The organism is Idiomarina abyssalis, from assembly GCF_019797805.1.
Taxonomy (GTDB): Bacteria; Pseudomonadota; Gammaproteobacteria; order Enterobacterales; family Alteromonadaceae; genus Idiomarina; species Idiomarina abyssalis.
Window position 1 is genome coordinate 1,700,115 of record NZ_CP081832.1, and the last position, 25,940, is coordinate 1,726,054.

The following is a 25,940-nucleotide window of genomic DNA, read 5'->3' on the forward strand; positions in this document are numbered from 1 at the left end:
ATAGTGGGTATTCAGAGATTAAATGCGATTGAAAATTAAGCAGGATACACTATAGGGAGTAAAAAGAATGGCGCGCTCGGGAGGACTCGAACCTCCAACCGCCTGGTTCGTAGCCAGGTACTCTATCCAGTTGAGCTACGAGCGCGTATTCAGGTTAGTAACAATATGGCGCGCTCGGGAGGATTCGAACCTCCGACCGCCTGGTTCGTAGCCAGGTACTCTATCCAGCTGAGCTACGAGCGCGTATTGTTACTATAAACGACTGGCGGAGAGGGAGGGATTCGAACCCTCGATAGGGCTACAAACCCTATACTCCCTTAGCAGGGGAGCGCCTTCAGCCACTCGGCCACCTCTCCAAATCGTTGTGGCGTGAATTCTAGCGATGTTGGCAATAATGTCAATCGCTTTTTTAAAAACTCGGGTCTAAGTGTGGGATAATTAACCATCTCGCATGAATTTTCTGCAAAATGGCCGAAAACATAAAAAAAGACCGGCTTTCGCCGGTCTTAGTCTGAAAGTTTATTCTTTATCTTGCTCATCGTCCTTTTCGGACTGAATACGCATATAAATCTCTTCGCGATGAACGGAAACGTCTTTCGGGGCATTAACACCAATACGTACTTGGTTTCCCTTAACGCCGAGAACAGTGACCGAAACATCATCACCTATCATCAATGTTTCACCTACACGGCGAGTTAAAATTAGCATAGATTGCTCCTTCAATACTGTTCCGATTCTTACCGCGAATATCGAACATTTCCCTGAACTGTCGTAAGCAGTCTACCAATACTGAGAGCGATTACACTATAACGAAACGCATAATTTTTCGTTGTGTTTTTAACCCTCGGCACGACAACTAGAGTTGCTGTTGTAACCAAGTTGTTGCGGTAGCCAGAGCTTCATTTAACTGTTCCGGGAGTGAACCACCCGCTTGGGCCATATCAGGGCGACCTCCGCCTTTACCACCAACCACGTTAGCCGCCTGATTCACAATATCCCCTGCTTTAACTTTAGACGTTAAATCGGCAGTAACGCCAGCTATGAGGCTGACTTTATTACCATTTGCAGTTCCTAATAATACGATGCCGGAACCAATTTGGTTCTTCAGGTCATCAACTAAACCGCGTAAAGATTTAGGATCCGCCTGATCCAGCTCCGCAATTATTGCTTTAACGCCATTAATATCAATGGCCTGGGCGATTAAACCGCCACCAGCTTGCTGTGCTAATTTCTGTTGTAACTGTTCATTTTTACGCTCAAGCTCACGAAACTTCTGCTGCAACTGCTGTACTTTTTCAGCGACAGAATTCGACTCGGTTTTTAACTCACCGGCAAGATTTTGCAATATAGACTGTTGTTGTTGGGTGTAGCGAATAGCGGCTTCACCAGTTACAACTTCAATACGACGGACACCCGATGCGATTCCCCCTTCAGAGGTTATTCTGAATAAACCGATATCACCAGTCGCTTTTACGTGCGTACCACCGCAGAGTTCCATAGAGAAGTCTCCCATGCGCACAACACGCACCTGATCGTCATACTTCTCTCCAAACAACGCCATGGCACCGGCTTCTTTCGCTTGATCAATTGCCATGAGTTCAGTTTGTAATGGCAAGTTAGTTCGAATTTGAGCATTCACCTCACGCTCAAGCTGAGCCAGTTGTTCATTTGTAACGGGTTCAAAATGCGAGAAGTCAAAGCGCATTTTATCGGCCTCAACTAACGAACCTTTCTGCGTAACATGTTCACCCAACAAGTTTCTAAGAGCGGCATGAAGCAAGTGAGTCGCAGAATGGTTGCGTTTAATATTTTCTCTACGCTCTGAATCAACTTCAGCTTTTACACTGTCATTTAACTTCACAGGCGCTTTGGCAACACCATGGTGCGCTATTGCTTTACCAATGTATTGAGTATCAGTGACTTCAAAAGCGTTACCGCTTGCAACTAACACACCCTTATCGCCTATCTGGCCACCACTTTCTGCGTAAAACGGTGTTTCTGAAAGAACAACAATACCTTTATCACCAGCTTGCAACTCTTCAACCGGTTGCCCTTCTTTGAAAAGCTCAACCACTTTTGCCTGCCCGGCAACATCATCGTAACCGGTAAATGTCGTTTGATTTTCAGACTTTAACTGTTGGTTATAATCCATACCAAACTGAGACGCCTGTTGAGCTCTCAGACGCTGTTCAGACATAGCTTGTTCAAAGCCTTCCTCATCAACTGTCAGCTCATGCTCACGTGCAATATCCGCCGTTAAGTCAACCGGAAAACCATAGGTGTCATAAAGTTTGAATACGACATCGCCGGGTATCACTTTGCCTTTAAGCTGACTAATTTCATCAGACAAAATAGCCAGGCCTCGCTCAAGTGTCCGGGCAAACTGCTGCTCTTCTCGCTCCAGCGCATCTTTAATGATCTGCTGTTTCTGAACTAACTCAGGGTACGCATCGCCCATCTGTCGTGCTAACTCATCAACTAAGCGGAAAAAGAAAGCATCTTTAGCACCTAATAAATGTCCGTGACGCACGGCTCTTCGTATTATACGACGCAGCACATAACCACGGCCTTCATTAGATGGCATCACGCCGTCAGTAATCAGGAATGAACACGAACGAATATGATCAGCGATTACCCGCAACGACTTATTATCAAGATCGTCGGTACCAATAATTTCAGCTGCCGCTTTAATCAAGGCCTGGAATAAGTCAATTTCGTAATTGCTGTGAACGTTCTGCATAATGGCAGAAATGCGCTCAAGCCCCATGCCTGTATCAATCGACGGATCGGGCAATGGTTCAAAAGTTCCGTCAGCCTGACGGTTATACTGCATAAAGACCAGGTTCCAGATTTCGATATAGCGGTCGCCGTCTTCTTCTGGTGTTCCCGGAGGACCGCCCCAGACTTCCGGACCATGATCATAAAAAACCTCAGAGCAAGGTCCACAAGGACCAGTATCACCCATAGACCAGAAATTATCCTTTTCACCAATGCGTGAAATGCGGTCTTCCGGAACACCGATATCTTTTGCCCAAATATCGTAAGCTTCGTCGTCTTCAGTGAAGACCGTTACCCAAAGCTTTTCCGCCGGTAATTTCAACTCTTTGGTTAAAAAATCCCAGGCATATTGAATTGCCTGCTTTTTAAAATAATCACCAAAGCTAAAATTCCCCATCATTTCAAAAAATGTATGATGACGAGCGGTATAACCAACGTTTTCGAGGTCGTTATGCTTACCTCCGGCACGAAGACAACGTTGCGCAGAGGTGGCTTTGTTATAACGGCGCTTGTCAGTACCCAGAAAAACATCTTTGAACGGAACCATTCCCGCATTAGTAAATAAGAGGGTTGGATCGTTGCCTGGAATCATTGATGACGAAGGCACTTTTTCGTGTCCTCGTTCAGCAAAGTAATTTAAAAATGCATCACGAATTTGGGCACTGTTCATGCTCATGTTGAGTCCTACTTTTCTTAACTGAGTGACTTTAGGTCAATATTTTAATGGCCTAAGACTATCATGAAGTAGCCGCCTAGCCTAGCGTCGTGGTCGATTGACACAAGCGAAAATTTGCTCTGGAGTAAACCCTCTTTGCTGCAAAAAACGAACCTGACGGCTCCACTCTTTTTCGTCCGCAGGCTGGTCATCGCCGAATTTCTTTTGTTTCAACTCTGCACACAACTCAAACCAGTCAACTTCCATTGAATCGAGCACACTTTCGGCAATCTGCGCAGAGACGCCTTTTTGTTGAGTTACTTGAGCAAGGATTTTTAACCGCCCTTGCTTTTGCCCTACTTTCTCGCGAATAAAACTTGCGGCAAAACGCTCGTCGCTCTGCCATCCTTCGTTATCAAGTTCATCAACAACGCGCTTAACCATGTCTGCGGGCCATTGCTTTTGTATTAATTTACGCTTTAATTCAGTACGACTTTGTTCGCGCATAGCAAGCAACCTGAAGGCACTGTCGCGCAACGATTTCTCGTCATATTCTGAACTTTCGTCCATGGTCTATACTCCAACACGTAACTATGGAATTTGGTCTAAGGATGATTAATATGACTCAGAGCCACACAAAATCAAGGTTTCTCTTAACCTGTCTTGCTTTTCTTACAGTAGCATTTAGCACTGTCACTCAAGCTAATGAACGGACATTGTCGACCTCGGGCAGTGGAAGCGTATCGGCTATTCCGGACCAAATGTCACTCACCTTCTGGATTGAAGAGCGCGGAAATAAGCTCAGCTCGCAAAAGACTTTAGTCGATGAAACAACCAACCGTCTGATTAACGATTTAAATAATAAAGGAGTTGAAGATAAAGACATCCGCTCCTATCAATTGCAGATTTATCCACGTTATGAACAAAATGACGATGGCAAAACAGAACAAAACGGATTTGTCGTACAACGCGAAGTTCAGGTCACTTTGCTGGAACCGGAGAATTACGACAGCATTATCGATCTTGCCCTGGCGCGCGGGGTTACTCGTGTTGGTCAGGTTAAGTTTGAAATTAGCGACCAACAAGGTTTATATGAACAAGCACTGGTGAATGCATACCAACAAGCCAAGGCGAAAGCTGAGCGTCTTGCTACAGCGGCAGGACTGGAACTAAAAAGCACATTAAGCATTGCTGAGCAATCAATGTCACGGCCGGTCATTATGCAGATGGCCGAAATGAGTAGTCGCTCAGACAAAGTATCGCTACCGGGCCAGCAGACCATTGAAGCACGTGTTGAAGTCACTTTCTTAACCCAAAGTCAGTCTTCCTCTGACAATTAAATCATTGCTATGCGCTGCACTCGGAGTAAGATACTTGATACTTCAACACTTTTTTAACAGTCAGGGTCGTTTTGTTCCAAAAAATCCGTAACATCTTATTCATCATTCTGCTGGTAGCCGCTCCTATGGTAATGGCTCAAGAGTGGCAGCAGCAGCGTGTTGAAGCCAGCAGTAACCCCGATGTATGGATAGAAAAGACTTCGGAGCTCATAGAGCAGTACGATAACCAGCGTCAGTTTGAAGAATTGGCTATGGCCTACGCATTGCAAGCAGAGGCTTACCGTTATTCTGGTAAAGAAAGTGAAGCACAACGTGCAATTCAGGAAGGCTTGCGTTTTGCAGAGTTGGCAGAGTCAAAAATTGCAAAAACGCTGTTGAAAATGAACCAAACCTGGTATTTCCTGCAGCGAGGGAAACTTCGGCAGGCTAATACAAGCATTGTCTACGCAATAGAGTACGCAAAAGCTTCCGGTAATAAAGACTTGCAGATTGAAGCAGAGATTCTGCACGCTCAAGTCATGCAGAACACGGGTGATATTGCCCGTGCCCTTCAAATTTTGGAGCAGCTAAACCGAAGCGCCTACACTGCGCGCCCCAGACTGCAAATGGAATTCCACGCCCTTATCGGCTCTATTTATATGGATGTCGGGGCTAATGACATCGCGTTAGCACACATACAGGACGCTCTGGATATAAGCAGGGAGCACCTTGGTGAGTGGGATGTCTCGGTATTGGAATATAACCTTGCCCGGGCCTATCAGGCCGCAGGAAACGACAATCAAGCCGAGCAACATTTTAAAGCCGCTTTAGAAATCAGCGAAGCAATTAATGATGATCTGGGTGTTGCATACGCACTGTTTCAAATGGCTTCAATAGATATTGCAGACAAAGATTACCAGCAAGCTTTAACACGCCTTAATGAGGCACTCCCCCAATTTAAGTCTGCCGCCGCACACCCCATGGAAGCACAAAGCCGATTAAGTATGGTGTCGGTCTATTTAGGCACTGATAAACTTGATAATGCTCTGAGTCAGTTAGAGGCTGCAACTTCTATCATCAATACACTCACAAATGACGAGCTACATCAAACTCTGCACGAACATTGGTCGGACTACTATCAGAGAATAGGTAACTACGAAGCTGCTCTTAAGCATTATAAAATGTCCGTAAACTTCATGCAGAAAGTTCAGCAACAAACTCGTGATAAACAGGTGCAGGAAATTATGGTGCGCCTGGAAATTAAAGAACAGGAAACAACTAACGAATTGTTAAAGAAAGAGAACGAATTGCAGCAACTGGAGCTCCAGGAGCAGCAAACGTCGTATTACCTCCTCATATGGATTATCATTTCCGGTTTCCTGGTTGTCATTATCGTTTCAGCCTTTTTATACCAACAATGGAAGGCTCGTAAGAATTTCGCAGAACTCGCTCTGAAAGATGATCTGACGAATGCCCCCAATAGACGAGCTATTGTTCGTATATGCAAAAAAGGGCTGGAGCAAGCTCAGGAGCAACAGCGCCAATTGGCATTAGCCGTTGTAGATTTTGACTATTTTAAAACGATAAACGACCAGTTCGGCCACGATGTCGGTGACAATGTACTGAAACGTTTCGCTGCAGTTGCTAAACAAAGTCTGCGTAATCATGACAGTTTTGGCCGTTTGGGCGGAGAAGAATGGTTAATGGTGTTTTTCGACGCCAGTAAAGAAGACGCGAAAAACATTTTCGAGCGCATAACTGAAGAACTGAATAAAAGCCCCATTGACGGTTTACCAAATGATTATCGCGTGACCTTTAGCATGGGCTTCACTAACGCCCACCCGGACGATAGCTTTGACTCGCTCTATAAACGCGCTGACAAAGTCTTGTTTGAAGCTAAAGATAAAGGCCGCGAGCGTTTGATTATTACTGACTAGCCAGCGGTTGGCTTCAATGAAGCTGGCAGGTTATGGCTTATACAATGCAAACCGCCACCTCCGAGGACAAATTCCCTGGCGTTAAACGACAACACTTTCCTCTCCGGCAAAGCATTTTGAATTCGCTGAAAAGCCTCATCATCTGTTTCTAAACCAAATTCAGGAATCACGAGCAGCTTATCGGTCTGCAGCACATTCACGTAGCTGCAAAGCAAAGGCAAATCAATGGTTCGCTTTAAGCTCAGTTCGTTAAGTTCTATATCCTGTCTTTCTTCTGGCATTGCTGACTGCGGCCGCGGCAAGGGAAGTGGAATTGCGTTAATAAACTTTGGTAATTGACTGACAAGCTTCTGCAACTGCTGGCAGGCTTCATAGTCCGGGTGTGTTACGTCGTCGGTAAACACATATAACAAGGTGTCAGAATCGACAAAGATCGCCATATTGTCAATGTGGCCGCCGGTTTCATCAGCCGACAAAGAGTTATTGAAAAAGTAGAGACGCTGGCCAGGTAATAACTTACTGAGTATCGCTTTTAATTCATTATGACTCAGGTCCGGGTTTCTTCGTTTTATGCACGCTAACCCAACTATCCAGTCACCTTTCCCGTTGTGGGTAAAAGCACCACCTTCTGCAACCAGTTGTGCTTTGTCGTGCGACAAATTGAAATAACCGCATAAATTTTCAGCAAACTGACTGTCCGCAGTTATCGCTTGTTGCACACCGCTCCAACCATCAAAGTTGAAGGATAAGGCTTTTACCTCTTTTCCATTATTCAGCCAGAGCGGAGCAATATCCCGTAACCAGATATCGTCATAATCAACTTCAATACGGTGAATCCGTTTCAGAGAGTCAGGCAAGTTACCTTTAACCTGAGAGGATACTACCAACGAAACTGGCGCCGAGGCCGGTAACTGATCCAATAACCTGAGCAAGGCGTTTTGCGCCGGTTTTGCATGACTGCGCCAGACATCTCCCCGGTACGGCCATGCTAGTAACAAGCGCTGGTTTGCCACAAAATCTGGCAACCAGCCTTCACCGATAACCACTTATTTACCCCGTCGTTTGCTCTGCTTTTTATCCTGCCGATGACGGGCTGTAGCTTTACGTATTTTCGCAAAACGACGCTGTTTAGATTCTTCATTGCGAGGATCAAGAAATGAGTGCTTCTCTGGGGGTAAATTCACTTGCGCCCTTAATGCATTAACCTGCTCAAGCTTCATCTCCGCCCAGCCACCTTGCGGCAACCCGGCTTCCAGAGGAATATCGCCGTAACGAACACGGATAAGACGGCTCACCTGTACTTCCTGAGACTCCCACAAACGGCGAACTTCACGATTACGCCCTTCGCTTAAGGTGACATGAAACCAACGGTTCATGCCGTCACCGCCTGCCGGCTTTATGCTATTAAAATGTGCCGGCCCATCTTCCAGTTGCACACCTTTTCTCAGGCGTTGCATCATAGCCTCATCTACTTCACCAAACACACGTACGGCATACTCCCGCTCAACCTGCTGGCTGGGGTGCATCAGGCGATTAGCAAGCTCTCCGTCAGTGGTGAAAAGCAACAGACCAGATGTATTCACATCCAGACGCCCTACAGCAACCCAGCGTGCGCCGCTCATTCGTGGTAAACGGTCATAAACGGTCGGCCGCCCTTCGGGGTCTTTACGCGTACAAAGCTCACCTTCGGGCTTGTGGTAAATCAAAACACGGCAAATGACCTCTTCTTCAGGTTTAATCTGAACTTCGTGGCCATCAATGCGAACCTTAGCGTCTGCGTCGATACGCTCACCTAACTGTGCCACTTTACCGTTCACACGAATGCGGCCCGCGGAAATTTTAGCTTCAATTTCGCGGCGTGAGCCATGTCCAGATCGGGCTAAAACCTTTTGTAATTTCTCGGTCATTACGAATCATCTCTCTCGTTAGTCGCTGTCTCAGCGGTACGTTCATCATCTTCACTGAGTGTATCGATATCGGGTAATTCCGATAAGTCACTCAAATTAAAATCATCTAAAAAGTCATTGGTGCTGGCATAAAGTTGAGGGCGTCCCGGCACTTCTTTGTGCCCGACCACTTTGACCCATCCCCTTTCCTGCAACGTCTTCATTATGTGGCTACTGACACTTACGCCACGTATCTGTTCAATTTCACCGCGGGTTATTGGCTGCCTGTAAACAATTAAAGCCAAAGTCTCCAATAAAGCATTTGAGTATCTGGGTGGCTTTTCCTGCCACAACCCCGCTAGCCGCTGCCCAAGCTCAGCTCGTGTTTGGAAGCGGTAACCAGAAGCCACTTTTACTAATTCAATACCCCGCTCCCGGTAATCCAATTGCAGCTCTTTCAGCTGTTGCTTTATTGCCGTAAGTGACGCTTCCCCTTCATTCAGCAAAAGCTGATGCAGTTGCTCAGCCGATAAAGGCTGAGGGTGTGCAAATAAGGCCGCTTCGATAAGTTGTTTAAGCTGTAACGGATTCATCTTGGCTGTGCTGTCTCAAACTCAGGCGAATATCACTCATAGGCTCTACTTGTGACAATTCTACCATTGATTCTTTCACAAGTTCTAAAATTGCTAAAAAACTAACCACAGCCCCAGCGCGCCCCTCTTTGCGGGTGAACAGCTGACTAAAAGAAACATATTTTTTATTGCTTAATAGTTCCAGTACCTGGCTCATTCTTGCCCGTGTGGATAGCTGTTCCCGTTTTATCTGATGGTGTGCTTTTAGCTCAACCTGCTGCAATACCCGACTAAAGGCAAGCGTCAAATCCTCTAAAGTAACTTCCGGAGGTGTTGATGTTACCCACTCACGCGCATTGGTATTAACCTCACTCAGCAATATGTCCCGCCCTACTTGAGGTTGCTGGTCAATATACTCTGCACCCTGACGTATGGCTTCATACTCCTGCAAGCGCCTGATTAATTCGGCTCTTGGATCTTCTTCTTCATCCTCTTCCTGAGGCGGCTTCGGTAATAGCAGTCGACTTTTAATTTCCGCCAGTATGGCGGCCATCACCAAATAATCAGCGGCCAGCTCCAGCTTAAGCTCTTGCATCATATCCACATACTCAACGTACTGTCGGGTAATGGCCAAAATAGGCATATCAACAATATCGAGCTTTTGTTTACGGATTAAGTACAACAGCAAGTCCATCGGACCACTGAAAGTATCCAGAATAACTTCCAGCGCATCCGGTGGTATATAGAGGTCTTCTGGTTTTTCTATAACCGGTTCGCCGCGGACAAAACCTAAAGGCAGTGACTGCTGTTCAGCCATAATTAACCCAAATGCCTAGCAAGTTATTAAAAGTCAAAAGGTTCTGTGTCTCCGGAGCCTTCACGGCGAATGGTCGGCGCGCCTTCAGACAAATCCACAACCGTGGTTGGTTCTTCACCTTTATGACCGCCGTCAATAATTAAATCCACTAATTTTTCCAGCTTATCCCGAATCTCTTCCGGGTCGGATTCAGCCAGCATTCCTTCACCAAGGATCAAGCTGGTCGACATTAACGGCTCGTTCAACTCTTCCAGCAAGGCCATTGCTATACGGTTGGTCGGAACCCGTATGCCGATAGTTTTACGTTTGGGATTCAAAAGTCGCTTGGGAACTTCTTTAGTACCTTTCAGAATAAAAGTGTAAGGCCCCGGGGTGTTATTCTTCAGTAGACGGAAAGCATCGTTATCAACTCTGGCATAAGTCGCAAGCTCAGATAAGTCACGGCACATTAAGGTAAAATTGTGCTCTTTGTCTATTTCTCGAATCTGACAAATACGATCCGCCGCTGCTTTGTCACCAATTTGGCAACCAATGGCATAACCCGAGTCCGTAGGATAAACCACCACACCGCTTTTACGAATAATCTGAACCGATTGCTGAATTAAACGTGCTTGAGGATTTTCCGGATGAATTTCAAAAAATTGACTCATAATCTCCCCTCAATCCTTCTACTGTGACCAATGCTCCCATATTGGCACACAGTCCGCCGGCAGACAAAGATTTTTGCCCAGTTCGCGCCAATTTCCCGGATAGTGAAAGTCGGAACCCTGAGAGGCTAACAGCCCGTATTCCCGGCTCATTTTTGCCAAAGCGTCACGATGACCTGGAGACTGCTGACACAAACTGACTTCCATGGCATCAAGCCCCCACTCTTTCCCTTCTACCAAAAGTTTTCGCAGCCATTTGTTTGACATCTTATAGCCATGCGGATGCGCCAGCACTGCCTTGCCTCCGGCGCTATGAATAGCATCGATTGCTTCAGGAATATCGCACCATTCGGGGTTTACATAAGCACTACTGCCTTTACCAATATAGCGGTCAAAAGCCTGCTGTGGTTTACTGACAGTTCCCTTGCGTACCATGGCATCGGCGATGTGCTTGCGTGTTGGCATACCATCCGCCTGACAGTCCTCTGCAGATAAACTAACGCCACGTTGGTATAACTTCTCAAGCATGGCATCAAAGCGATCATAACGACGTTGCTGCTGTTCGTTTAACAATGCCTTTAACTGTCCCTCTTCAGGATCGATATTGAGACCGACGATATGAATCTCAAAACTGTGCCAGCGACAGCTGATTTCAACACCGTTAATCAATTTAATCGGCAGGCTTTCCTGAGCAATCAGACTGTTCGCTTCGGGCAGGCCGTCAACACAGTCATGATCGGTAATTGCCAGTACATCCACTTCCTGCTCACAAGCCCGGTGCAAAAGCTCAGAGACGGACAATGAACCATCCGAGTGCGTACTGTGACAATGTAAATCATAAACTGGCATTAAATCTCCGCCGCCAGTTCTGTACCCTGACGAATCGCGCGTTTAGCATCAAGCTCGGCAGCAACGTCGGCACCACCAATTAGGTGCACAGTCTGACCAGCAGACTGCAACGCGTCGTGTAATGACCGTTGCGGTACCTGCCCCGCACAAATAATCACATTATCAACTTCCAGCAATTGTTTTTCACCTTCACGCTCTATTTCTATACCTTCTGGCACAATGCGGTGATAAGTCACCCCATTCCACATATTCACAGACTTACTTTTTAACTCGTTACGATGAACCCAGCCAGAGGTTTTGCCTAACCCCTTACCAACTTTACTCTCTTTACGCTGAAGCAACCAAACCTGACGCGGGCTCTGCTCTGGCTGCTGAGGTTTTAGGCCGCCGCGGTCACTGTAGCTTTTATCAATACCCCAACGCTCTGACCACTCAGATTCATCCAGTGTCAGTGACTTTTCGGTGGTCAGGTATTCAGAAACATCAAAACCAATACCACCGGCACCAATCACAGCCACTTTTTTACCCACAGCTTTGTGGTCACGTAAAACATCTAAGTAGCCCAGAACATGCGGTAAATCGATACCCGGAATATCGATCTGCCGTGGGCTGACGCCAGTTGCCAGAACCACATCATCGTATTTTTCTGCCAACAGCCCTTCGCAAGTTTGCTCTTTTCCAAGCCTCAAATTAACCCCAGTGTCTTCAATGCGGTACTTAAAGTAGCGCAAGGTTTCATAAAACTCTTCTTTACCCGGAATCTGCTTAGCGTAGTTAAACTGACCACCAATTTCATCGGACTTGTCGTATAAATCGACCTGGTGACCACGCTCTGCTGCGTGACAGGCAAAGGCAAGCCCTGCCGGGCCGGACCCAATGACCGCAATGCGCTTTTTCTGCTCAGCCGGTTTCATGACCAGTTCCTGCTCAAAACACGCCTGTGGGTTAACTAAACAGGACGCTCGTTTATTCTCAAACACATGATCCAGACACGCCTGATTACAGGCAATGCAGGTATTAATGCGTTCAGACTGACCTTGTTCCGCTTTTTTCACAAACTCCGGGTCAGCCAGTAATGGTCGCGCCATGGAGACCATATCAGCCTGGTTGCTTTCTAAAATATGCTCGGCAATTTCCGGCGTATTAATACGGTTAACGGCAACCACAGGCACCGATAATTCTCTGCGTACGCGCTCGGTTATCCAACTGAAGGCACCGCGCGGTACCGAAGTGACAATGGTCGGTACACGGGCTTCGTGCCAGCCAATACCGGTATTAATAATGGTAACACCCGCCTGCTCCAGTAGCTTACCCAGCTGCAGCACTTCGTCCAGCTGATGTCCATCTTCCACCAAATCCAGCATCGACAAACGGAAAATAATAATCGACTTTTCACCCACCGCGGCCCGAACGGCTTTGACAATTTCCAGTGGAAACCGCATACGGTTTTCGAAGCTGCCGCCCCAGTTATCATCGCGCTTATTCGTTCTTGGACACAAAAACTGGTTAATCAAGTAACCTTCCGAGCCCATGATTTCTACACCATCGTAGCCAGCCTTCTGCGCCAGCTTTGCGCCGCGGGCATAATGCTTGATGGTGTTTTTAATCTGGCGCTCCGACATGGCTTTTGGCTTGAACGGGTTTATCGGCGCTTTTATCGCGCTGGGCGCTAAGGAAAACGGATGATAGCTGTAACGACCGGCGTGCAGAAGTTGCAGACAGATTTTGCTGCCATACTTGTGAACGGCATCGGTCACCTGACGATGCTTACCGACATGCCAGGGCTTTGACATTTCACTGCCAAACGGCGCTAAGCGTCCTCGAAAGTTTGGACTGATACCGCCGGTAACAATAAGACCTACGCCACCTTTTGCACGCTCTTCATAAAAGCTGGCTAATTTACTAAAGCCATTTTTTTCTTCTTCCAGGCCAGTATGCATTGACCCCATCAAGACTCGGTTCTTTAACGTTGTGAAGCCAAGATCCAGGGGTTTTAGTAAATTTGGGTATGAATTTGCCACGCCAACCTCTTATTTTAAACGGGTGTTTAACTTTTCCTAACTGTACTGCTTAAACCCGTTTAACTCAAGCTCAGAACGCCATAGCTTCACGCAGCAAGAAGCGGGAAAGCGCCATGCTATCTACCTGTAAATTGGGGTTACCATCACGAACTTGCTCAGCTACCTGCTCTAAAATAGGCCAGAGCAATTCTTTCACCTGTGCATCAGCACTTTGCATTGACTGCAGATCAGTCAGCTCAAGCTCTCTTACATGCACACTTAAAATGGGTTCACCTTTGTCAAACAAGTTAATAGTGACGTCTTCCATCAGCCACTCATCAACTCGCCAGTTTAAAGGTACCGAACTCACTTTCTGCACTTTCACTGAGTTCATCTGCTTTAAAAACTCATGCAAATTCGAGCGCCCGGTGCCGTAATATGCCACGGTCAGTTGAGCACCGGACATGGATACTTTTGAAATATCAACACGACTGCTGCCAAGCGCCTGCCAGTCACCAGTTAACACCAACTGCTTGGCTAACAACAATTGATTCTCAGGCTCCGACAAGGCATCCACACGAGTTGCAAAGCGAACGTTATTTGCCGTCAAACCATCAGTTAGTGAGTTAACCTCAAGCTCCTCCACTTCGAGATCGGCATTTAACTGCTCCGACGCCATTGTCTGTAAACCGTCTTTCATTGCATCAGACAGGTTTTGGGCATTAGCTGACAAGCTGATAACCGGAAGCAAAAGCCAGCAAAAAGCCTGTGTTAAATGTGTAATTTTCATCGGTGACCTCATTCAATTAGGATCCAGTCGCAGGAATAAACCCAATAATCGCATAACCTTTGACTCTTTAAAGTAATTATTTGTTAATCTGAGACAACATTATAAAAACGGAGAACAATCTCATGCGAAAGAGCCTTGCTTTAATTGCCTCTTTGTCACTGATGGGTTGCTCGGTAGTATCAGCACCTGTTGTTGCCGAAGAAAGCTCAACGAATCATAAACGCATGTTGCCGGTAGACACCGAAGTGGTTACCGAACACAGCGTAGAAATTAATGGCGAAACTGTGGACTACACAGCCACAGCCGGCACTCAACCGGTATGGGACGACGAAGGTAACCCAACCGCATCGTTATTCTACACCTATTATGAACGTCAGGACGTTGATAACCGTGAGTCTCGCCCTGTTGTTTACTCCTTTAACGGCGGCCCTGGTTCAGCATCGGTTTGGATGCACATTGCCTACACAGGCCCAAAGGTTTTAAACCTGAGTGACGAAGGCTATCCGGTTCAGCCTTATGGCGTGCAGGACAACCCGCACTCCATTCTTGATGTCGCTGACATTGTTTTTATTAACCCAGTCAATACCGGCTACTCACGCGTGTTGCCAAATGAAGATGGCGAAATGCCGTCGCGCGAAAAGCAAAAAGACATGTTCTTCGGTGTTAATGCCGACGTTAAATATCTTGCCGAGTGGATGAACACCTTTACTTCGCGCATGAACCGCTGGCAGTCACCTAAGTACTTAATTGGCGAAAGCTATGGCACAACACGTGTATCGGGTCTTGCACTGGAGCTGCAAAACAGCCAGTGGATGTACCTAAACGGCGTTATTTTAGTGTCACCAACTGATATTGGTATTGACCGCGATGGCCCGGTAAAACAAGCTAACCAGCTGCCTTATTTTGCTGCAGCCGCCTGGTATCACGATGCACTGCCAGACGCACTACAGAGCAAAGATCTGGACGAGTTACTACCAGAAGTTGAACAATTCACGCTGGACCAGTACTTACCGGCACTGGCGAAAGGCGCCATGCTAACGGGTGAAGCCCGCGAGCAAATGGCCGAACGCGTCGCTTATTACTCAGGTTTATCGAAACAAGCGGTATTAGATAACAACCTGGCGCCGAGCACCTGGTATTTCTGGAAAGAACTCCTGCGTGACCGCGACCGCACTATTGGCCGCCTTGACTCACGCTATTTAGGCCTGGATGAAAAACGCTCGGGCGACCGTCCTGACTATAACGCAGAACTGACGTCATGGTTACATTCGTTCACGCCAGCCATTAACTACTACCTGCGTGAAGAGTTAAATTTTGTAACCGACATTAAATACAACATGTTCGGTCCGGTTCATCCGTGGGATCGCTCGAACAACAACACCGGTAAGCAATTACGTCAGGCCATGGCGCAAAACCCTTACCTGAATGTGTTAATTCAGTCAGGTTATTTTGACGGCGCTACTAACTACTTCGATGCTAAGTACAACATGTGGCACTTAGATCCAAGCACGCAAATGAGCGACCGCATCGACTTTAAAGGCTACCGCAGTGGCCACATGATGTACCTGCGCCGTGCCGACTTAGAGAAAGCCAATGACGACTTGCGTGAGTTTATTCGTAAGTCTGATTCAAAAGGCAAACCAGCAGAATATCAATAGAGAAGAATAAAAGCAGAAAGAAAACAACTGTTGACAGACTTTCGCTCAAGCGTTAGTTTGTCAGCATTAAAACGAATTAAGAGAGCTATACAACTTATGTTTTTACGTACAACAACCCAACATTGGTGGTGGCACTTCCCGAACGAGCGGGTGGTGTAGTTGTGCGAGTAACGTAAATAGCTTCACTTTGAGAAACCCGCTCCTTTGAGCGGGTTTTTTATTGCCGTTTCACTGGAGCAGGTTTAAAAATCAACAAGAGAAAACGAGGTCTGAGGTGAAAAACCTGACAACTGAACAAGACGGCAATTTAGAGACACTGAGAGTGTCACTGCCTTATCAGGCGGAGCCACTACAAGTATTTCAGAATACTTGCAGCACACAAGGTGAGCATTTACTGCTGGACTCAGCCGATATCGGCACCAAGCAGCAGGTAAAGAGCTTGCTGCTGATTGATGCAGCGTTACGAATTACTTGTAACAATCAACAGGTCACTATTGATGCCCTGACTGATAACGGCTCTGCCTTGCTAAGCTGGATTGAAGAACAGCTTAAAGATAGTGCGACGATTGAAAAAGCACCAGACCAACTGACATTAACCTTCAGTGCTGCAACTATGCCACTGGATGAAGACTCCCGCTTACGTCAAATCAGTAACATGGAGCCGCTGCGACTACTCCAGCAAAAACTCAATAAAGCAAACGACACAGCAAAACAGCACCCGTTTTCTGTCTTTCTCGGCGGCGCTTTCGCCTATGACTTTGTTGCCAGCTACGAGCGGCTGCCCGAAGTTGAAGAAGGCGAAAACAACTGCCCTGACTATGTCTTTTACCTGGCAGAAACCTTGCTGATTATTAATCATCAACAGCAAACCACTGAGCTTCTTGGCAGTGTTTTCAGCGGTGAAGGTCACGACCAGCGTTATCAGGCTATGAGTCAGCGTATAGGAGAACTGGCAGCGCGCTGTCAGCTGCCGGTAATAGAACCTCAAACTCAGCCGATTGATGTAAAAGTAACAGCCACACCCTCAGCAGAAGAATTTGCAGGCATTGTTACCCGGCTAAAAGAAAACATTGTGGCGGGCGATATTTTTCAGGTAGTGCCGTCCCGGCGTTTTAAAATGCCCTGCCCTGATCCGTTAGCCGCTTACCAGCAGTTGAAGAAGAATAACCCCTCACCCTATATGTTTTTTATGAGTCATCCGGATTTTTGCCTGTTTGGAGCCTCACCTGAGTCCGCACTGAAATATCAACAGGACACCAATCAGGTAGAGCTTTATCCGATTGCCGGTACCCGTCCACGCGGTAAAAATGCCGACGGCAGTATTAACCCGGACTTAGACAGCCGCATGGAACTGGAACTGCGACTTGACCAAAAAGAACTCGCAGAACATTTAATGCTGGTTGATTTAGCCCGTAACGATTTAGCCCGTATTAGCGAAACCGGCACTCGTTACGTTGCCGACCTGCTTCAGGTTGACCGTTATTCTCATGTTATGCACCTGGTTTCACGCGTGGTGGCAAAACTGAGGAACGACTGCGATGCTCTTCACGCTTACCGCGCCTGCATGAATATGGGCACTTTAGTGGGAGCTCCAAAAGTTAGCGCCGCGACTCTTATTCGTCAGGTCGAACAACAACGTCGCGGCAGCTACGGCGGCGCTGTTGGGTATCTGGCCGGTAATGGCGACATGGATACCTGTATTGTTATTCGCTCCGCGTTTGTTAAGAACGACGAAGCCATAGTGCAGGCCGGTGCTGGTGTAGTGCATGACTCAGATCCGGCCAGCGAAGTCGCCGAAACAGAGAATAAAGCTAAGGCCGTTATCCTGGCAATTCAGCAAGCCCACACTTTACCTGAACAGGAGACGCTATAATGACTCAGTCAGCTCGTATCGTACTGATAGATAACGTCGACTCGTTCTCGTACAACCTGGTGGATGAGTTGCGCCAGTTAGGTTTTCCGCTGGTCGTTTATCGTAACCAACTGGCAGCAACCGATGTGATTGAACAGCTGGAAAATTACAGTGGCCCTCAACTGGTATGCTTGTCACCGGGACCCGGGCACCCAACAAATGCCGGAAACCTGATGGAAGTGATCCGATACTGCAGCGGCCGCATACCCATGCTGGGTATTTGTCTGGGCTTTCAGGCGTTAATTGAGCACGCAGGCGGACGAGTTGATACCTGCGGTGAGATTGTCCATGGCAAAACCGCTAAGGTCGATACTGTGACGCATCCCGTATTTACCGCCGCAACGGATAACAACCAGTGCGTTGTAGCGCGTTACCACTCATTAAGTGGTTACGACCTTCCGGAAGCAACAAAGGTAATAGCCAGTTTAGATGGCCCCGATGGCAGTATCCCCATGGCTGCCGAGTTTTTTAATGAAGCAGGAACCGTTAGTCATGCCATTGGCTTTCAGTTTCACCCGGAGTCGCTTTTAACGCCAAAGGGAAAACAATTACTTAGTAGCAGCATTCAGTATTTATTAACAGGAGCAAAGCCATGAAAGCCCTACAAACTCTGATGTCTGGTGAGGCTCTGACGCAGGATCAAACCCGTGAGTTTTTCCAGCGCTTAATTAAAGGCGAGCTCAACGACATTCAGGTGACCGCGGCGCTCATTGCCATGAAAATGCGGGGCGAAACCCCAGCCGAGTTAGCCGGTGCCGCCGAAGCGATTTTATCGGCCGCAAAGCCTTTTGTCCGTCCCGATACCACAGTCATTGACAGCTGCGGTACCGGCGGCGATGGCAGCAACACCATCAATATCTCCACCACGGCTGCTCTGGTTGCCGCCAGTATGGGTCTGGCTGTGGCCAAACATGGTAACCGAAGTGTGTCTTCACGTTCAGGCTCAGCCGATGTACTCGAAGCACTTAAACTTCGCGTTAATCTGGATCCTTCGGATGCCTCTGTCCAGTTGGCCGATAACGGCTTTTGCTTTTTATTTGCTCCGCATTATCACCCGGGCATTAAACACGCTATGCCGGTAAGACAAACACTGAAAACACGCACCTTATTCAACCTGATTGGTCCTTTAGTTAACCCTGCCCGACCCGATGCTCAACTGCTCGGCGTTTATAGTGAGGAATGGGTAAGACCCATGGCTGAAACCCTACAGCGACTGGGGGTTAAGCGTGCTATGGTCGTACATGGAAGTGGACTGGATGAACTGGCTCTGCACGGCCCGACTCAAGTCATTGAACTGCGTGACGGCGAGCTGAATGAGTACCGGGTTACTCCTGACGACTTTGGTGTTCCCAGCGCCCCGCTTGACGAGTTAAAAGGCGGCGATGCTGACTTCAATGCCCGTATTCTGGAAGACATTCTTGCCGGAGGCGGCAGCCCCGCTCAGCGCCACTCAGTTGCTATGAACGTTGCAGCTTTGCTTTATTTAAGTGGACAATACAGCGATATGAAAGCCGCAACTGCAGCAACACTGGAGCATTTAGATACCGGCCAGGCACTCTTGCACTTACGCCGCGTACAGGATACCCAGGAGACTTACCATGTCTGAAAGCATCAGCTTGAAAAAGAATGTGCTTAAAACCATTGTCGAGCGCAAAGTTGAGCAAAACAAAGCTCAGGCTGAAATGATGCCGTTAGCGGAAATTCAATCTCAACTTAGCACCAGTAATCGCAGCTTATATGAAGCCTTAAGTGGTGAGCAGGCAGGTTTTATTCTGGAATGTAAAAAAGCCTCCCCGTCAAAAGGTCTAATTCGTGCTGACTTTGACGCACCGCAGTTGGCAAAAAACTACCAGCCTTATGCTGCAGCCATTTCCGTACTAACCGAACCTGAGTTTTTTCAGGGCCGGCTGGACTACCTGACCGCCGTGCGCCAACAAGTGACTCAGCCTGTTTTATGCAAAGACTTCTTTATTGATGAAGAGCAGGTTTACAGAGCTCGTTACTTTGGCGCAGACGCTATTTTGCTTATGCTGTCTGTACTCGATGATGCGCAGTATACCATCCTGCGTGATATCGCCGAATCGCTCGCGATGGACGTGCTCACCGAAGTCGCTAACGAAAACGAAATGAAACGTGCCGCAAACCTGGGCGCGAACATTATTGGTATTAACCACCGCGACTTAACGGACTTAAGCATTGAGCCGAACCGCAGCGCACAGTTAGCTCCGCTGGCACCGGAGAATGCCTTACTCATTGCTGAGTCGGGATTTTCCGAACACGCGGACATTCGCCGGGTAGCTCCCTTTGTTAACGGTTTCCTTATTGGCAGCGCATTGAGCGCTCAGCCAGACGTTGATTTAGCCTGTCGAAAACTGCTTTTCGGGCAAAACAAAGTCTGCGGCCTGACCCGCGCAGAAGACGCTATAAACGCCCGCTCACAAGGCGCCGCATATGGTGGACTGATATTTGTTGAGCACTCTCCCCGCTGCGTTACCCAGCAGCAGGCGAAAGAAATAACAGCCGAAGCCACTGGCCTTGAGTACGTCGGTGTTTTTTCCGATCAGCCATTAGAGAGCCTTATCGAAACGGCCGGAAAAGTCGAGCTTTCCGCTATTCAACTGCATGGTCATGAAGATATCGACTATGTTGTTCAATTGCGTCAGCAATTACGCCAAGCCGGTCTGGAAGCCGTCAGAATATGGAAAGCTTTAGCGATTGAAAGCCCGGCGCAATTGCCGGACCTGCCGGTTGATGCCTTTGTTCTGGACAACCGCGGTGGCGGCAGCGGCAAGGCTTTTAACTGGGAATTGTTGACGCCATTAAGTCATGAAGAAAGACAACGCTGCCTGCTGGCAGGAGGCATTGGCCCCGACAGTATTACCAGTGCAATTGAACTAGGCTTTGCCGGAGTCGACATTAACTCTCAAGCAGAGTGGAAGCCCGGCGTTAAAAATAGCAGTAAAATAGCTCAAACATTCACGAAAATTCGCCACTACGGTCGATTTTCGTCAAACAGAATATCAGACAAGCATACCCAACAGGAGGCTGTATGAGTCAGTCATTACCCGCTTACTTTGGCGATTTCGGCGGCCAGTTCGTTCCTGAAATCTTATTACCGGCATTAGAGCAGTTGGAAAAGGCCTTTATCGAAGCGCAACAAGATGAAGATTTTCAAGCTGAGTTTCGCGGATTGTTGAAAAATTACCTAGGTAGGCCAACGCCGCTCAGCTTGTGCCGTAACCTGCCGCTGCACAGCCCGAATAAAACGAAAATTTACCTTAAACGTGAAGACTTACTTCATGGCGGCGCCCATAAAACCAACCAGGTACTGGGGCAAGCATTGCTGGCTAAACGCATGGGCAAAACCCGTATTATTGCCGAAACCGGCGCAGGGCAACACGGAACCGCGACAGCCCTTGCCTGTGCCCTGCTGGACTTAGAATGCATTATTTATATGGGTAAAAAAGACGTTGAACGCCAACAACCCAATGTCTTTCGTATGGAATTAATGGGTGCAAAGGTTGTGCCCGTCGATACCGGCAGCGGTACTTTAAAAGACGCGGTCAACGAAGCGCTGCGCGACTGGACTTCCAGCTACCCGGATACTCATTACTTATTAGGAACTGCCGCCGGGGCACACCCCTTCCCGACCATAGTGCGCGAATTCCACCGCATGATTGGTGAGGAGGCTAAGGCCCAAATTAAGGAGCAGGCCGGTCGTTTACCCGATGAAGTTATTGCCTGTGTCGGTGGTGGCTCAAACGCCATTGGCATGTTCGCCGACTTCATCGACGAAGAAGACGTCGAGCTGGTTGGTGTTGAACCTGCCGGTAAAGGTGTGGAAACCAAGCATCACGGGGCCACACTCACTGCAGGAAAGCCCGGTATTTTGCACGGTTGTCTGTCATTTTTAATGCAAAACCCGGAAGGACAAATCGAAGAGTCCTATTCCGTATCAGCGGGCCTCGACTACCCTGGCGTAGGTCCTCAGCATGCGCATCTAAAAGCCATTGGTCGTGCACGCTATGAATCGGTTACCGATGAGGAAGCACTGGAAGCCTTTAAGTTGCTGTCGCGTCATGAGGGTATTATTCCGGCGCTGGAATCAGCCCATGCTTTAGCTTATGCATTGAAACGCGCAGCCGAACCAGATGCACCTGAAATTTTATTGATTAACCTGTCGGGACGCGGCGACAAAGACATCGATCACGTACGTCGTATATTCAGCGCTCAGGAGAATGCTGGAGTTAGCGCTACGGAGGAACAACAATGAGCCGTTATGAAACGTGTTTCGCACAATTAAAAGATGATAATCAGGGCGCTTTTGTGCCATTTGTCACCATAGGAGACCCGACTCCGGGGCAAAGTGTCGAAGTTATCAAAGCACTTATCGATGGCGGCGCCGATGCGCTGGAACTTGGGCTCCCATTTTCGGACCCTGTAGCTGATGGCCCCATGATTCAACGGGCAAACCTACGAGCCTTAGACGCGGGCACAACCTTTAATGATATTTTGCGGATTTTAAGAGAGGTTCGCGACTATTCGCCACAAATACCCATTGGGTTATTGGTTTACGCCAACTTAATCTACGCTAAAGGTGTTCGTGAGTTTTATCAGCAAATGAAAGATGTTGGAGTCGATTCAGTACTTATTGCCGATGTTCCGACCAAGGAAGCCAAACGTTTTGCCGACATTGCAAAAGAGATTGGTATAGACGCTGTGTTTATTGCGCCACCGGATGCCAGTGATGCACTGTTAGTCACTATTGCTGAACAATGCTCAGGTTATGTCTATCTGCTGAGCCGCTCAGGGGTTACCGGAGCCGACACGCAAATGCAGGCTCCGGCATCTGAGCTGATTAATAAACTGAAAGAAGCCGGTGCGCCGCCGACTTTGCTTGGGTTTGGCATATCCCGGCCTGAGCATGTACAACGGGCGCTTGCGGCAGGTGCCGACGGTGCAATTAGTGGCTCAGCTGTGGTTGCGCTTATTGAGAAAAACCTCGACAATAACGCGCAGCAAACAGCGGATCTTAGAGCTTTTGTAAAAGGCATGAAGGCCGCAACCCAATTGTCATAAAGTTGCCACCGGAGTAGTTAATGGCCCTGTTGTTAGAGTATTTACCCATAATCGCTTTTTTTGTGTTTTACAAAATGGCCGATATTTACGTCGCTACCGGCGTACTAATGGCAGGGACAGTGGTTCAGTTATTGGGCCTTAAGCTGCTAAAGCAACCACTGACAACACGCCACTGGGTGATATTAGTCGTTGTTATGCTATTCGGTGCAGTAACGCTGTTATTGCGTGACGACTGGTTCATCAAAATGAAAGTCTCTGTTGTGTATCTCGCTATTGCATTTCTACTTTTGGGCGGCTTAGTTTGGAAAAAACGCAGCCCGATTCAGGCTATGATGGGTAAAGATATCAAACTGCCTGACATTGCCTGGCTGAGGCTGACCTACGCATGGATCATCTTTTGCGTGGCATTGGCAGCCGTGAACCTCTACATTGCGGAGTATTGGAGTCAGGAAGCCTGGGTTAATTTTAAAGTATTCGGCATTTTGGGTATTTCACTCATATTCACAATTGGCACCGGGTTTTACATGTACCACCACGCCATTGATGAGGAGAACACACACTAATGTGGTTTGTTATTTTCGCAGAAGACCATGAAAACTCACTGGAAGGCCGCAAGCAGGCACGCCCTGCTCACCTTGAGCGCTTAAAAGCCTTACAGAACGACGGTCGCTTACTGGTCGCCGGTCCCTGCCCGGCTATTGCAGAGCTTGACCCGGGTGTACTCGGTTTTACCGGCTCAGTGGTCATCGCTGAATTTGATTCTCAGGAAGAAGCGGAACAATGGGCCAACGACGATCCTTACTGGCAAGCCGGTGTCTACAAGAAAGCGACGGTGAAGCCATTCAACGCCGTTTTACCGAACTAACCGAATTAATCAGTGACTATGAAAAGCGTTGAACTCACCGCCAATAACCGCTACCTGCATTGTGTACGTTTTGAACCTGAGTCAACCGCTAAGGCCACAATTGTTATAGCCGCCGCTTTGGGTGTGAAGCAACGTTTTTACCAGCCTATAGCCCGTTGGTTAAGCGAACAGGGCTACCGGGTCATTACTTTTGACTACTACGGTATTGGCCAGTCGGTTGATAAACCACTTAAGCAAATAAAATCCGATATTATTGACTGGGCTGAGCTCGATATCACCTCGGTACTTGACTATGCGCAGTCCTGTCAGAAGGGCGACCCCCTAATCTGGCTGGCTCACAGCCTGGGTGGGCAAATTGTTGCCATGGCACATAACGCCAATAAGATAGATAAGATGGTAACCATAGCCAGCGGTACCGGCTATTGGCTGAAAGCCAGCAAACAGGTCCGCTGGACATCCTGGTTGTTATGGTATTTTGCAGCTCCTATTAGCACTCCCATTGCCGGTTATTTTCCGGGGAAGCGCCTGAATATGGTCGGTGACATGCCTGCAGCAGCCATGAAGCAATGGAGTCGCTGGTGCCGCAGTAAAGACTACTTGTTTGACAATATCAGCACGGAACAAAAGAAACGCTATAAAGCATTTTCAGCCCCTATCAGCGCCTTTCATATTGCTGATGACGAGTTGTTGCAACGCTCCAATATTGAAAACCTGCTAGCGCATTACCCTAACGCAGACAAGGTGTTGAAAGACCTGACCCCGGAAATGACCGAGAGTAAAGGTATTGGCCATTTCAACTTCTTTCGCAGTCAGTTCAAAGAGTCTCTCTGGCGTAAAAACTTGCTAGACGCACTGAAGGTCAATTAAAGTCATTATAAAGTCAGTGCAATTAATAAGGACGCTTCACAATGCATTACCAAATGGAACTAGCGTTATCCTTACTGGCAGCTCTGGCATTGGGCCTGATGATAGGCATTGAACGCGGCTGGAGCGGCAGGGACAGTGATGACGGCACGCGAGTTGCCGGCGTAAGAACCTTCAGTTTAATAGGACTCAGTGGCGGCGTTTTTGCGATTTTAGCTCAACAATGGGGCGTGTGGCTTATCGTTACCGGGTTCTTTGTTGTTGCCATACTCATTGCATCGTCTTATATCAGTCATAGCAAGCTCTCCGATGACGCGGGTATTACCACCGAATTCTCAATGCTGCTGACTTTTGCGCTGGCAATTTGGGCAGCCTCCGGCGACCCTTTACCTGCACTCAGTTGCGGTGCTGTAGTGGTTGCTCTTCTCGGCCATAAAAAGAGTCTGCACAAATTGCTTAAACGCATTTCACCTAAAGCCTTTTACTCTGGCATCACTTTACTGCTGATATCTGTGGTTGTTCTGCCTTTGCTGCCAGATGAAGGTTACGGCCCCTGGCAGGCACTAAACCCCTACTGGCTGTGGTGGATGGTGGTATTAATTTCGGGTCTGTCTTTTATTGGCTACCTGTTTACTCAGTTGCTGGGAGAGAAGCGCGGCACCTTAATTACCGCCATTGCCGGGGGCTTCGCATCATCCACCGCAGTGACCTTAACGATGGCTCGTTTTGCGAAAAAGAATTCTCACAGTGTCATTTACGCCAGTGGCATGCTTCTCGCGTGTAGCATTATGTTCCCGCGTGTTCTTATTGAGGTCTTTGTTGTTAACCGTGAGCTTCTAACGCTATTGTGGCCGCCTATTCTTCTCATGTTCGCCGGGTTATTAACGGTCATAGCACTCATGTACAGACAAAATAAACGTAAACCACCATCGAAGACCGGAGAGATAACCATCAGTAACCCACTGCAACTGACCACTGCCATTCAGTTTGGTATTTTGTTAGCGGTTATTCTGCTACTGGCGGAGGCAATGAAAAAATGGTTTGGTGATGCTGGAATATACAGCCTTGCTATAGTATCCGGCCTGATGGATGTTGACGCCATTACCCTGTCGCTGTCACGCTCGGCTCAGGGCGAACTCTCCGGTCAGGTCGCCGCTATGGGAATTATCTTAGCCTGTGCCAGCAATACCCTGCTTAAAGGCGTTATGTTCGCCTCTGTCGCCGGCATTAAATTGCACTATCGTTACGCTGTTTACATGATTTTAAGCGTTATTCCCGGCTCGCTTTACGGTTTTTGGCAGTTTTAATCATC

Annotated in this window: 24 protein-coding genes, 3 tRNA genes and 1 other annotated feature; of the genes, 13 read left to right on the forward strand and 14 right to left on the reverse strand. The window is 47.9% G+C overall.

Annotated elements, in window-relative coordinates; all coding sequences use genetic code 11:
• Positions 1 to 68: 68 nt before the first annotated feature.
• The 6 genes from K5X84_RS08105 to K5X84_RS08130 form a co-directional block, all read right to left on the reverse strand.
• Positions 69 to 145 (reverse strand) — tRNA-Arg (locus K5X84_RS08105).
• A 21-nt stretch (positions 146 to 166) separates the two neighbouring features.
• Positions 167 to 243: transfer RNA gene (locus tag K5X84_RS08110), tRNA-Arg, on the reverse strand.
• Positions 244 to 263: 20 nt separating this feature from the next.
• Positions 264 to 356 (reverse strand) — tRNA-Ser (locus K5X84_RS08115).
• A 163-nt stretch (positions 357 to 519) separates the two neighbouring features.
• Positions 520 to 708 (reverse strand): carbon storage regulator CsrA, encoded by a 189-nt coding sequence (gene csrA, locus K5X84_RS08120; RefSeq protein ID WP_011234973.1) that lies wholly within the window; start codon positions 706 to 708, stop codon positions 520 to 522.
• A 148-nt stretch (positions 709 to 856) separates the two neighbouring features.
• A complete protein-coding gene (alaS, locus tag K5X84_RS08125; RefSeq protein ID WP_222235548.1) occupies positions 857 to 3,454 on the reverse strand; it encodes an alanine--tRNA ligase in 2,598 nt (865 codons plus the stop codon).
• A gap of 81 nt (positions 3,455 to 3,535) precedes the next feature.
• Positions 3,536 to 4,003 (reverse strand): regulatory protein RecX, encoded by a 468-nt coding sequence (locus tag K5X84_RS08130; RefSeq protein WP_222235549.1) that lies wholly within the window; start codon positions 4,001 to 4,003, stop codon positions 3,536 to 3,538.
• A 50-nt stretch (positions 4,004 to 4,053) separates the two neighbouring features.
• On the opposite strand from K5X84_RS08130, the gene K5X84_RS08135 reads away from it, so the two are divergent.
• Together K5X84_RS08135 and K5X84_RS08140 are read left to right on the forward strand one after the other, a co-directional pair.
• The gene (locus tag K5X84_RS08135; protein ID WP_222235550.1) at positions 4,054 to 4,773 is read left to right on the forward strand and encodes an SIMPL domain-containing protein; all 720 of its coding nucleotides are present in this window, start codon (positions 4,054 to 4,056) and stop codon (positions 4,771 to 4,773) included.
• A gap of 71 nt (positions 4,774 to 4,844) precedes the next feature.
• A complete protein-coding gene (locus K5X84_RS08140) occupies positions 4,845 to 6,689 on the forward strand; it encodes a tetratricopeptide repeat-containing diguanylate cyclase (protein WP_224797222.1) in 1,845 nt (614 codons plus the stop codon).
• Here the strand turns inward: K5X84_RS08140 and K5X84_RS08145 are convergent.
• The 8 genes from K5X84_RS08145 to K5X84_RS08180 all read right to left on the reverse strand — a co-directional run bounded on the left by K5X84_RS08145 (position 6,686) and on the right by K5X84_RS08180 (position 14,250).
• Positions 6,686 to 7,735 carry an agmatine deiminase family protein gene (locus K5X84_RS08145; RefSeq protein WP_222235551.1) on the reverse strand — a complete coding sequence of 350 codons (1,050 nt, stop codon included), beginning with the start codon at positions 7,733 to 7,735 and terminating at the stop codon, positions 6,686 to 6,688. The two genes, K5X84_RS08140 and K5X84_RS08145, sit on opposite strands and share 4 nt — an antisense overlap.
• Positions 7,736 to 8,596 carry a 23S rRNA pseudouridine(2605) synthase RluB gene (gene rluB / locus K5X84_RS08150; protein WP_199494624.1) on the reverse strand — a complete coding sequence of 287 codons (861 nt, stop codon included), beginning with the start codon at positions 8,594 to 8,596 and terminating at the stop codon, positions 7,736 to 7,738.
• Positions 8,596 to 9,168, reverse strand: a complete 573-nt coding sequence (scpB, locus tag K5X84_RS08155; protein WP_222235552.1) for an SMC-Scp complex subunit ScpB — start codon at positions 9,166 to 9,168, stop codon at positions 8,596 to 8,598. The genes rluB and scpB overlap by 1 nt, the downstream gene beginning before the upstream one ends.
• Positions 9,149 to 9,964, reverse strand: coding sequence for a segregation and condensation protein A (locus K5X84_RS08160; RefSeq protein WP_199494622.1), 816 nt, complete (start codon positions 9,962 to 9,964; stop codon positions 9,149 to 9,151). The genes scpB and K5X84_RS08160 overlap by 20 nt, the downstream gene beginning before the upstream one ends.
• A 26-nt stretch (positions 9,965 to 9,990) precedes the next feature.
• Positions 9,991 to 10,614 carry an L-threonylcarbamoyladenylate synthase gene (locus tag K5X84_RS08165; protein ID WP_199494621.1) on the reverse strand — a complete coding sequence of 208 codons (624 nt, stop codon included), beginning with the start codon at positions 10,612 to 10,614 and terminating at the stop codon, positions 9,991 to 9,993.
• Positions 10,615 to 10,632: 18 nt separating this feature from the next.
• Positions 10,633 to 11,460, reverse strand: a complete 828-nt coding sequence (locus tag K5X84_RS08170) for a PHP domain-containing protein (protein ID WP_222235553.1) — start codon at positions 11,458 to 11,460, stop codon at positions 10,633 to 10,635.
• Positions 11,460 to 13,481 carry an NADPH-dependent 2,4-dienoyl-CoA reductase gene (locus tag K5X84_RS08175; RefSeq protein ID WP_222235554.1) on the reverse strand — a complete coding sequence of 674 codons (2,022 nt, stop codon included), beginning with the start codon at positions 13,479 to 13,481 and terminating at the stop codon, positions 11,460 to 11,462. Before K5X84_RS08175 ends, K5X84_RS08170 begins: the two co-directional genes overlap by 1 nt.
• Positions 13,482 to 13,551: 70 nt before the next feature.
• A complete protein-coding gene (locus K5X84_RS08180; RefSeq protein WP_233399180.1) occupies positions 13,552 to 14,250 on the reverse strand; it encodes an AsmA family protein in 699 nt (232 codons plus the stop codon).
• Between the two features lie 122 nt (positions 14,251 to 14,372).
• On the opposite strand from K5X84_RS08180, the gene K5X84_RS08185 reads away from it, so the two are divergent.
• The 11 genes from K5X84_RS08185 (at position 14,373) to K5X84_RS08235 (ending at position 25,935) form a co-directional block, all read left to right on the forward strand.
• On the forward strand, positions 14,373 to 15,908 hold the full coding sequence (locus K5X84_RS08185) for a S10 family peptidase (RefSeq protein WP_222235555.1): 1,536 nt from the start codon (positions 14,373 to 14,375) through the stop codon (positions 15,906 to 15,908).
• Between the two features lie 117 nt (positions 15,909 to 16,025).
• Positions 16,026 to 16,130: a sequence feature (Trp leader region), on the forward strand.
• 52 nt (positions 16,131 to 16,182) lie between these two features.
• Positions 16,183 to 17,781 (forward strand): anthranilate synthase component 1, encoded by a 1,599-nt coding sequence (locus K5X84_RS08190; protein ID WP_222235556.1) that lies wholly within the window; start codon positions 16,183 to 16,185, stop codon positions 17,779 to 17,781.
• Entirely contained in the window at positions 17,781 to 18,416 is a 636-nt protein-coding gene (locus K5X84_RS08195) for an anthranilate synthase component II (protein WP_222235557.1), read from the forward strand. Before K5X84_RS08190 ends, K5X84_RS08195 begins: the two co-directional genes overlap by 1 nt.
• The gene (gene trpD, locus K5X84_RS08200; protein WP_222235558.1) at positions 18,413 to 19,426 is read left to right on the forward strand and encodes an anthranilate phosphoribosyltransferase; all 1,014 of its coding nucleotides are present in this window, start codon (positions 18,413 to 18,415) and stop codon (positions 19,424 to 19,426) included. The genes K5X84_RS08195 and trpD overlap by 4 nt, the downstream gene beginning before the upstream one ends.
• Positions 19,419 to 20,873, forward strand: a complete 1,455-nt coding sequence (gene trpCF, locus K5X84_RS08205; protein WP_222235559.1) for a bifunctional indole-3-glycerol-phosphate synthase TrpC/phosphoribosylanthranilate isomerase TrpF — start codon at positions 19,419 to 19,421, stop codon at positions 20,871 to 20,873. The genes trpD and trpCF overlap by 8 nt, the downstream gene beginning before the upstream one ends.
• Complete coding sequence (gene trpB / locus K5X84_RS08210) at positions 20,870 to 22,093, forward strand: tryptophan synthase subunit beta (protein WP_054488440.1); 1,224 nt, start codon at positions 20,870 to 20,872, stop codon at positions 22,091 to 22,093. The genes trpCF and trpB overlap by 4 nt, the downstream gene beginning before the upstream one ends.
• Positions 22,090 to 22,899, forward strand: a complete 810-nt coding sequence (trpA, locus tag K5X84_RS08215) for a tryptophan synthase subunit alpha (RefSeq protein WP_222235560.1) — start codon at positions 22,090 to 22,092, stop codon at positions 22,897 to 22,899. Before trpB ends, trpA begins: the two co-directional genes overlap by 4 nt.
• A gap of 20 nt (positions 22,900 to 22,919) precedes the next feature.
• Positions 22,920 to 23,462, forward strand: coding sequence for an inner membrane-spanning protein YciB (locus K5X84_RS08220; protein ID WP_054488444.1), 543 nt, complete (start codon positions 22,920 to 22,922; stop codon positions 23,460 to 23,462).
• Entirely contained in the window at positions 23,462 to 23,764 is a 303-nt protein-coding gene (locus K5X84_RS08225; RefSeq protein WP_222235561.1) for a YciI family protein, read from the forward strand. The genes K5X84_RS08220 and K5X84_RS08225 overlap by 1 nt, the downstream gene beginning before the upstream one ends.
• A gap of 18 nt (positions 23,765 to 23,782) precedes the next feature.
• On the forward strand, positions 23,783 to 24,631 hold the full coding sequence (locus K5X84_RS08230; protein ID WP_222235562.1) for an alpha/beta hydrolase family protein: 849 nt from the start codon (positions 23,783 to 23,785) through the stop codon (positions 24,629 to 24,631).
• A 41-nt stretch (positions 24,632 to 24,672) separates the two neighbouring features.
• The gene (locus K5X84_RS08235; protein ID WP_222235563.1) at positions 24,673 to 25,935 is read left to right on the forward strand and encodes an MgtC/SapB family protein; all 1,263 of its coding nucleotides are present in this window, start codon (positions 24,673 to 24,675) and stop codon (positions 25,933 to 25,935) included.
• Positions 25,936 to 25,940 lie beyond the last annotated feature (5 nt).

Bases quoted from the DNA above. Each gene is read 5' to 3' on its own strand.
- csrA (WP_011234973.1), bottom strand. From the start codon at position 708: ATGCTAATTTTAACTCGCCGTGTAGGTGAAACATTGATGATAGGTGAT.
- alaS (WP_222235548.1), bottom strand. From the start codon at position 3,454: ATGAGCATGAACAGTGCCCAAATTCGTGATGCATTTTTAAATTACTTT.
- K5X84_RS08130 (WP_222235549.1), bottom strand. From the start codon at position 4,003: ATGGACGAAAGTTCAGAATATGACGAGAAATCGTTGCGCGACAGTGCC.
- K5X84_RS08135 (WP_222235550.1), top strand. From the start codon at position 4,054: ATGACTCAGAGCCACACAAAATCAAGGTTTCTCTTAACCTGTCTTGCT.
- rluB (WP_199494624.1), bottom strand. From the start codon at position 8,596: ATGACCGAGAAATTACAAAAGGTTTTAGCCCGATCTGGACATGGCTCA.
- scpB (WP_222235552.1), bottom strand. From the start codon at position 9,168: ATGAATCCGTTACAGCTTAAACAACTTATCGAAGCGGCCTTATTTGCA.
- K5X84_RS08160 (WP_199494622.1), bottom strand. From the start codon at position 9,964: ATGGCTGAACAGCAGTCACTGCCTTTAGGTTTTGTCCGCGGCGAACCG.
- K5X84_RS08165 (WP_199494621.1), bottom strand. From the start codon at position 10,614: ATGAGTCAATTTTTTGAAATTCATCCGGAAAATCCTCAAGCACGTTTA.
- K5X84_RS08170 (WP_222235553.1), bottom strand. From the start codon at position 11,460: ATGCCAGTTTATGATTTACATTGTCACAGTACGCACTCGGATGGTTCA.
- K5X84_RS08180 (WP_233399180.1), bottom strand. From the start codon at position 14,250: ATGAAAATTACACATTTAACACAGGCTTTTTGCTGGCTTTTGCTTCCG.
- K5X84_RS08185 (WP_222235555.1), top strand. From the start codon at position 14,373: ATGCGAAAGAGCCTTGCTTTAATTGCCTCTTTGTCACTGATGGGTTGC.
- K5X84_RS08195 (WP_222235557.1), top strand. From the start codon at position 17,781: ATGACTCAGTCAGCTCGTATCGTACTGATAGATAACGTCGACTCGTTC.
- trpD (WP_222235558.1), top strand. From the start codon at position 18,413: ATGAAAGCCCTACAAACTCTGATGTCTGGTGAGGCTCTGACGCAGGAT.
- trpCF (WP_222235559.1), top strand. From the start codon at position 19,419: ATGTCTGAAAGCATCAGCTTGAAAAAGAATGTGCTTAAAACCATTGTC.
- trpB (WP_054488440.1), top strand. From the start codon at position 20,870: ATGAGTCAGTCATTACCCGCTTACTTTGGCGATTTCGGCGGCCAGTTC.
- trpA (WP_222235560.1), top strand. From the start codon at position 22,090: ATGAGCCGTTATGAAACGTGTTTCGCACAATTAAAAGATGATAATCAG.
- K5X84_RS08220 (WP_054488444.1), top strand. From the start codon at position 22,920: ATGGCCCTGTTGTTAGAGTATTTACCCATAATCGCTTTTTTTGTGTTT.
- K5X84_RS08225 (WP_222235561.1), top strand. From the start codon at position 23,462: ATGTGGTTTGTTATTTTCGCAGAAGACCATGAAAACTCACTGGAAGGC.
- K5X84_RS08230 (WP_222235562.1), top strand. From the start codon at position 23,783: ATGAAAAGCGTTGAACTCACCGCCAATAACCGCTACCTGCATTGTGTA.
- K5X84_RS08235 (WP_222235563.1), top strand. From the start codon at position 24,673: ATGCATTACCAAATGGAACTAGCGTTATCCTTACTGGCAGCTCTGGCA.